The 6,620-nt window shown below is 71.1% G+C and carries 6 protein-coding genes and 1 pseudogene; 3 read left to right on the top strand and 4 right to left on the bottom strand.

What is annotated here, in order from left to right; all coding sequences use genetic code 11:
* Positions 1-100: 100 nt before the first annotated feature.
* The 3 genes from VF665_RS25805 to VF665_RS25795 all read left to right on the top strand — a co-directional run bounded on the left by VF665_RS25805 (position 101) and on the right by VF665_RS25795 (position 2,864).
* The gene (locus VF665_RS25805; RefSeq protein WP_331056379.1) at positions 101-547 is read left to right on the top strand and encodes a hypothetical protein; all 447 of its coding nucleotides are present in this window, start codon (positions 101-103) and stop codon (positions 545-547) included.
* Between the two features lie 169 nt (positions 548-716).
* A complete protein-coding gene (locus VF665_RS25800) occupies positions 717-1,682 on the top strand; it encodes an alpha/beta hydrolase (protein ID WP_331056378.1) in 966 nt (321 codons plus the stop codon).
* A 195-nt stretch (positions 1,683-1,877) separates the two neighbouring features.
* Entirely contained in the window at positions 1,878-2,864 is a 987-nt protein-coding gene (locus VF665_RS25795; RefSeq protein ID WP_331056377.1) for an alpha/beta hydrolase family protein, read from the top strand.
* 126 nt (positions 2,865-2,990) lie between these two features.
* On the opposite strand, the gene add is transcribed toward VF665_RS25795, so the two are convergent.
* The 4 genes and pseudogenes from add to VF665_RS25775 form a co-directional block, all read right to left on the bottom strand.
* The gene (add, locus tag VF665_RS25790) at positions 2,991-4,031 is read right to left on the bottom strand and encodes an adenosine deaminase (protein ID WP_331056376.1); all 1,041 of its coding nucleotides are present in this window, start codon (positions 4,029-4,031) and stop codon (positions 2,991-2,993) included.
* 300 nt (positions 4,032-4,331) lie between these two features.
* The gene (locus VF665_RS25785; RefSeq protein WP_331056375.1) at positions 4,332-5,213 is read right to left on the bottom strand and encodes an ABC transporter permease; all 882 of its coding nucleotides are present in this window, start codon (positions 5,211-5,213) and stop codon (positions 4,332-4,334) included.
* Entirely contained in the window at positions 5,213-6,316 is a 1,104-nt protein-coding gene (locus VF665_RS25780; RefSeq protein ID WP_331056374.1) for an ABC transporter permease, read from the bottom strand. Before VF665_RS25780 ends, VF665_RS25785 begins: the two co-directional genes overlap by 1 nt.
* Positions 6,313-6,620: pseudogene (locus VF665_RS25775) on the bottom strand (heme ABC transporter ATP-binding protein); the annotation flags it as partial. The gene VF665_RS25780 and the pseudogene VF665_RS25775, both read right to left, overlap by 4 nt.

Here is a 6,620-nt window from a genome sequence, read left to right as displayed (position 1 = left end):
ATCCCCCGCTGGGAGGGGGATTGCATGTTTCTCCGGGTGCAGCAAGATTGCGGAGAATCTGCATCTCTCCTTCGTAGCACCCGCCGTCCCGGTCTCCCCCATGAAGTCCACGCGTGTTTCCGTGTCTGCCGCCGGGCTGGCCGGTTTCGCGGTGAAGTTCATCATCGGCGCCTCGCTGCTGGTGCTGATCGCGCCGCCGCTGCGGGCGCGCGCCGCGCCCCTGGTGGCGCCCCTCACCACCCCGGTGCAGCGGGTGATGACGCGCGACCGGGTGAACAGCATTTCGCGCTACCTGGCGGTAGAGGTGCGGGTGACGGGCCGCGCTCCGCAGGACGGCGAGCTGCGCCGGGTGCTGCACGCCATGTTTCCCAGGCGCACGGAAACGGCGCTGGACGCATGGGGGCAGCGGTACTACCTGCGCCGGCGGCTGGACGCCTTTCAGGTGGGCTCCGCCGGCCCGGACCGGCGCCGCGGCACGCGCGACGACATTCTCTCCACCGAACAGGTGATTCCGCCGCCGCGGCGTCCCGACATGGACGTGCACTGACGATCCGCACAGGGCCGGCTCTCTCCCGAGCCGGCCCTTCGCGTGTCCCACCCCGTGGACGATCCGCCCTCATCGTTTCCTCACGTCGGGGCGCGCAACCCTGCTGGCGGGAAGGGCGTCGAACGTGCAGGTTGTCGACAACACCCATCCTGAACTTGAGCACCGGCCCATGACGATCCGACTCCTTCGCCCCGCGCTGGCGGCCCTGGCCGCGGCCGCGCTCGCGCTTCCCGCGGCGGCGCAGATGGCGAGCCCCGCGGAGGTGCTGGCGGCGGGCACCTTTGCGTATGACCGATCCGCGCCGCTGGACCTGCGCGACTCGCTGCGGTCCACGCAGGAGGGCGTGGCGGTCCACGCGATCAGCTTCGCGAGCCCGAAAGGCGGCCGGGCGACGGGGCTGCTGTTCGTCCCCACGGGCGCGGGGCCGTTCGCGGGCGTCGTTCTGGCGCACGGGATGCCGGGGAGCGCCGAGACGTTCACGGGGCGCGGCGTGTACATCGCGCGGCACGGGGCGGTGGTCATTGCCATCGACGCGCCGTTCAACCGCCGGCAGGGCCGAACCATGACGCTCACGCCGCGGGACAGCGCCGAACAGGTGCAGCTGATCGTGGACCTGCAGCGCGCCGTGGACGTGCTCCTGGCGCGCCGCGACGTGGACCCGGCCCGGCTGGCGTACGTGGGCCGCAGCTACGGCGCCGCCACCGGCGCCCTGTTCGCCGGGGTGGAGCGGCGGCTGAAGACGTATGTCCTCGCGTCGGGGGATGGTGGCGTGACCATGCGCTTTCGCGAGCCCGGCGCGCCGCCCCCGCCGCCGGGGCGCGAGGAGGAGGCCCGCGCGTGGCTCGCGTCCATGGAGCCCATCGAGGGAATCCGCTACGTCGGCCTGGCGAACGGCAGCATTCTGTTTCAGCACGGGCGGCGGGACAACGTGGTGCCGGCCGTGCTGGCGGAGAGGCTGCACGCTGCGTTCACGGGGGACAAGGAGGTGCGGTGGTACGACGCGGAGCACGCGCTGAACCCGGCCGCGTACGTGGACCAGCTTCGGTGGCTCCACGACCGCGTGGGTACCACCGCGCCGGGGCCGGAGGATGAGGCCGGCCCGCAGATCCCGCCACCGCCCGCGCGCCAGCCCTGACCGGCGGACGAACGAGGCCGGCTCCCCGCGCGCGGAGCCGGCCTCCCGTCCAGCGCGACAGTGCAGTTGATTACTCGCACTCCCCTCATCGTTTTCTCATCATCCCCGCTCAACGCTGCTGGCGGACAAGGCATCCAAGAACGCAGATTGTCGACAAACGACGATCATCCACCTGTCGATCACTTTCGTCCAATGATGAACCGCATCTTGCGCCCCGCCTTGGCCGTCCTCGCCGCAGCGGCCGCATTCTCAAGCCCCGCGTGCGCGCAGGCGCCGCGCACGGACGCGATCGCCGCGGGAACGTTCGCGTACAACCGCGCCGCGCCGCTGGATCTGCGCGACTCGCTGGAGACGGCGGCGAATGGTCTGGAGATCCGCCGCATCAGCTTCGCCAGCCCGCGGGGCGGCCGCGCGACGGGGCTGCTCTACGTTCCGCAGCGCCCGGGGCGGCGGGGCGGGATCGTCATGCTGCACGGCGCGCCGGGGAGCGCCCGATCCATTTCCGCCATCGCAGAGTCGCTGGCGCGGCGCAACGCCGTCGTGCTTTCCATCGATGCGCCATTCGCGCGGCGCGGCACGGACATGGTCACCATGACGCCGCAGGACAGCGCGGACCACGTGCAGCTCATCGTGGACCTGCAGCGCGCGGTGGACGTGCTGTTGGCGCGGCCGGACGTGGACCCCGCGCGCATCGCCTTTGTGGGCGGCAGCTACGGCGGCGCGGTGGGGACCATGTATGCCGCCGTCGATCCCCGTCCCGTCACCTACGTGCTCTTTGTGCCGGACGGCGGGCTGGTGCACCACATGGCGGATGCGAACGGCGGGCGGCCCGAGCGGATGGCGGAGCTTCCGGAAGCGGTGTGGAACCGCTGGGTCGCGGCCATGCGCCCGGTGGAGGGGCTTGGGTACATCAGCCGCGCGCGGCCGGGCTCCATCCTGTTCCAGAACGGCCGCGCGGACGAGTTCGTCCCCGCCGCCAAGGCCGCGGAACTGCACCGCGCCGCGGGCCCGTCGCACACCGTGAAGTGGTACGAAAGCGGGCACCGCCTTCCGCGGCAGGCGCGCCTGGACCAGTTCCAGTGGCTGCACGAGCACATCGGCACGGACGCGGTCACGGCCCAGGAGCGCGCCGAAGCCGCCGCGGAAGCGCCCGCCACCGCGGCTGCACAGGCGCGCGGGTAGCCGTCCATCCGTCGATCCCGCGATCCGTCGTCACGAGGGTCAGGTTACGGCTGGACATCCCCCGATCGAAAAAAGGCCGGCTCCCCGCGCGGGAGCCGGCCCTTCTCGTCATCCACCTGATCGCGATCAGGGGACGGAGGCTTCCATGGCGGCGATCTCTTTCTTGACCTCGCGGATCATCGCCAGCTTTTCCGTGCGGTGCAGGAACGAGCTGTCGAAGCCCATCAGCGCGATGTCCACCAGCTCGTCCCAGGTGAAGCCCAGGTGCTGGTGCGCGCGCCAGTACTCCTCGGTGACCGTGGTGGCGCTCATGAGCCGGTTGTCGGTGTTCAGGCTCAGCACCAGCCCCTCGTCGTAGTACTGCCGCAGCGGGTGCTCCTCAAAGCTGGCCACGGCGCGCGTCTGCACGTTGCTGGTCAGGCAGATTTCAATGGGGATGCGGAAGTCGTTCACGTAGCGCATCAGGTCCGGATCCTCGTACAGCCGCGTGCCGTGGCCGATGCGGTTGGCCTTGCAGAAGTGCAGCGCCTGGTGGATGCTCTCCGGCCCGTACGCCTCGCCCGCGTGGAGGGTGGCCGCCATGTTCTTGTTGATGACGGTGTAGAACGCATCCTTGTGCTTCTTGGCGGGATAGTTGTACTCCGCGCCCGCCAGGTCGAACGCCACCACGCCGCGGTCCTTGTACGCCACCGTGAGGTCGGCCAGGTCGCGCGACGTGGCCGGCTCCATGTTGCGGATGCCGCAGATGATGACGCCCGTGCGGATGCCGAACTCCTGCTCCGCGCGCTTGAGGCCGCGCAGCGGCGCGTCCACCACGGCGGTGAGCGGAAGCCCCTCGCGGCTGTTGAGGATGGGCGAATAGCGGATCTCGGCGTAGCGCACGTTTTCCGCCGCCAGGTCCGCCGCGAGCTCGTACGCGATCCGCTCCAGCGCCTCGCCCTGCTGCATGATGCTCAGGGTGATGTCGAAGCGCTCCAGGTACTCCAGCAGGTTGCGCGCGTCCTTGACGTGCATGTAGTCGCGCAGCGACTCGGCGTCCTGCGCGGGCATGGGCTTGCCGTACTCCGCCGCCAGTTCCAGCATGGTTTCCGGCCGCAGCGAGCCGTCCAGGTGCACGTGCAGCTCCGCCTTGGGCAGGCGGTGCAGGAGTTCGCGGGTCACTTGCATTGTGGTCTCGCCGGTCGTTGTTGGTGCGGAGCAGGGAACGCCAGTCCCGGGTACGCGAACGGGTGACGCGCCCCGCGGCGCATCACCCGTGTGCACACGGCGCTCTCACGCCGCGGGCCCCGGTGGGGCATTCTAGGCGCTCTCCCTCCGTCGCGCTACCCGGGGCTCCGGCGGTCCGCGGAGTCTGGAACGGCGGTTCACGCCGGAGGACGCGGAGGGGCGGGGGAGGGGGAGACGGACAAGGAAAAGCCGCGGCCCCTTCCGGAGCCGCGGCTTCTGGTCGTTTGTCCTGCGGACGTCTCAGTCCTCGGCCTTGCCCAGCGCGGCGGGCGAGACGGAGCGGCCGATGACGCCGGCCAGCGCCACGATGGTCAGCACGTAGGGGATGATGGCCACGAACTGGCTGGGGACGATCTCGAACGCCTGCAGCTGGATCTGCAGCGTTTCCGCCGCGGCAAAGAGCAGGCACGCGATGGCCGTCCGTACCGGGTGCCACCGCCCGAAGATCACCGCGGCCAGCGCAATGAAGCCGCGCCCCGCCGTTATCTGGTCGGTGAACTGGTGCTGGTCCAGCGCCAGGTACACCCCGCCCAGCGCCGCCAGCATCCCGGACAGCGCCACCGCCGTGTAGCGCACCCGCGACACGGGGACGCCTACCGACGAGGCCGCGGCCGGGTGCTCGCCTACCGCGCGCACGCGCAGCCCGAACGCCGTGCGGAACATCAGCCACGCCATCACCGGCACCAGCAGCAGCCCCATCCACACCAGCGGGTTGCTGGCCAGCGCGCCCAGCCCCGTGCTGGCCCCCTCGCCCCCGAAGCCCGCCACGCGCGGCGAGTTGCTGGAGCTGTCGAAGGCCATGTGGAGGAAAAAGCGCGTCAGCCCCACGACCAGCAGGTTGATCGCCATGCCCACCACGATCTGGTCGGCCCGGTAGCGAATGCAGGCCACGGCGTGCACCAGCCCCATCGCCAGCCCGCCCAGGATTCCGCACAGCAGCCCGATCCACGGGTTGCCGCTGTAGTACGCGCCCAGCGTGGCGGTAAAGGCGCCGGAAAGCATGAAGCCCTCCAGCGTGAGCGACACCACGCCGGCCCGCTCCGCGATCATCCCCCCCGACGCGGCGAACAGGTAGGGGATGGCGATGCGGATGGTCTGCAGAAGAAACGCGAGCACGAGCATCAGCCGGCCCTCCGCTGCTGGCGAAGAAGGCGCCGCACCTCGGGCACGGAGACGGCCACGGCCAGGATCACCACGCCCTGCATGACTTCCACCATCTGCTTGGGCACCACGGCGTTGATGGCCAGGCCGCCCTGCGACAGCGTGGCGAAGAAGAGCGCCGCCAGCACCACGCCCAGCGGATCGTTGCGCCCCACCAGCGCCACCGCGATCCCCAGAAAGCCGGCGCCGCCCGCGAAGCCGTCCTCGTAGTAGTGCTTGTAGCCGAGCACGTAGTTGATGCCGCTCAGCCCCGCCAGCGCGCCGGACACCGTCATCGCCCGGATCCACACGCCGCCCACGCGGATTCCGGCGTACTCCGCGGCGTCCGGCTGCAGGCCGACGGCGCGCAGCTCGTAGCCGCGGCGGGTGCGGAACAGGTACCACCACACCGCGCCCGCGGCCGCCAGCGCCAGGAACAGCGACGCGTTGGCGGCCGAGCCGGTGAACGGCCCGCCGAAGCGCGGAACCACGCCCGCGCCGATCTCCGGCGTGTGCAGTGTCTCCGGCACGTGCAGGTGCGCGCTGACCACGTAGTTCAGCAGCGCCAGCACGATGAAGTTGGTCATGATGGTGACGATGACCTCGTGCGCGCCGAAGCGCGCCTTCAGCGTGCCGGGCACGGCGCCCACCGCCGCGCCGCCCAGCGCCGCGCCCAGGATGCAGAGGGGGATGGCGATGATCCACGGCGTCCCGGCGGGGAGCATCCACCCCGCCAGCGCCGCCACGAACCCGCCCGCCGCCAGCTGCCCCTCGGCGCCCACGTTGAACAGGCCCGCCCGCAGCGCCAGCGCCACGGCGAGGCCGGTAAAGGTCAGCGTCGTGGCCTTGAACATCACCTGGCCAAAGCCGTAGGCGTTGCCCCAGGTGCCCTCCAGCAGCATGCCGTACACGGCGGCCGGCGACTGCCCCATCGACAGGATCAGCAGGTCGCCCACCACCATGGCGGCCAGAATGGCCACCAGCGGCGGCAGAAGGGCTTCTTCCAGCTGCGTCCGCCAGCGCGGCGGCGCGGCCGGGGTCCCCGGCGGCGCGGCGCGCGGGGGCGCTTCGGTGCTCGTCGTCACGCGGCCTCCTGCCGGTTCGCGCCCGTCATGTAGGGCCCAAGGACCTCTTCCGTGGCTTCGGAGCGCGGCAGCACCGCCGCGAACCGGCCGTCGAACATCACCGCCACGCGGTCCGCCAGCGCCAGCACCTCCTCCAACTCGGCGCTCACGAGCAGCACGGCCTTGCCCGCGTCACGCGCCGCGCGGATGCGCTCGTGAATCTGCTCCACCGCGCCCACGTCCACGCCGCGCGTGGGCTGCGACGCCAGCAGCACGCTGAAGTCGCGCATCATCTCGCGGGCGATTACCACCTTCTGCTGGTTGC

Origin of the sequence: Longimicrobium sp. (assembly GCF_036387355.1) — a bacterium.
Taxonomy (GTDB): Bacteria; Gemmatimonadota; Gemmatimonadetes; order Longimicrobiales; family Longimicrobiaceae; genus Longimicrobium.
The sequence above is the reverse complement of the archived record's forward strand: the minus strand, read 5'-3'. Positions and strand labels throughout refer to the sequence as shown.

What these genes read in the sequence shown, in the direction of transcription:
- VF665_RS25800 (WP_331056378.1), top strand. Translation starts at nt 717, where the DNA reads ATGACGATCCGACTCCTTCGCCCCGCGCTGGCGGCCCTGGCCGCGGCC.
- VF665_RS25795 (WP_331056377.1), top strand. Translation starts at nt 1,878, where the DNA reads ATGAACCGCATCTTGCGCCCCGCCTTGGCCGTCCTCGCCGCAGCGGCC.
- VF665_RS25805 (WP_331056379.1), top strand. Translation starts at nt 101, where the DNA reads ATGAAGTCCACGCGTGTTTCCGTGTCTGCCGCCGGGCTGGCCGGTTTC.
- VF665_RS25785 (WP_331056375.1), bottom strand. Translation starts at nt 5,213, where the DNA reads ATGCTCGTGCTCGCGTTTCTTCTGCAGACCATCCGCATCGCCATCCCC.
- add (WP_331056376.1), bottom strand. Translation starts at nt 4,031, where the DNA reads ATGCAAGTGACCCGCGAACTCCTGCACCGCCTGCCCAAGGCGGAGCTG.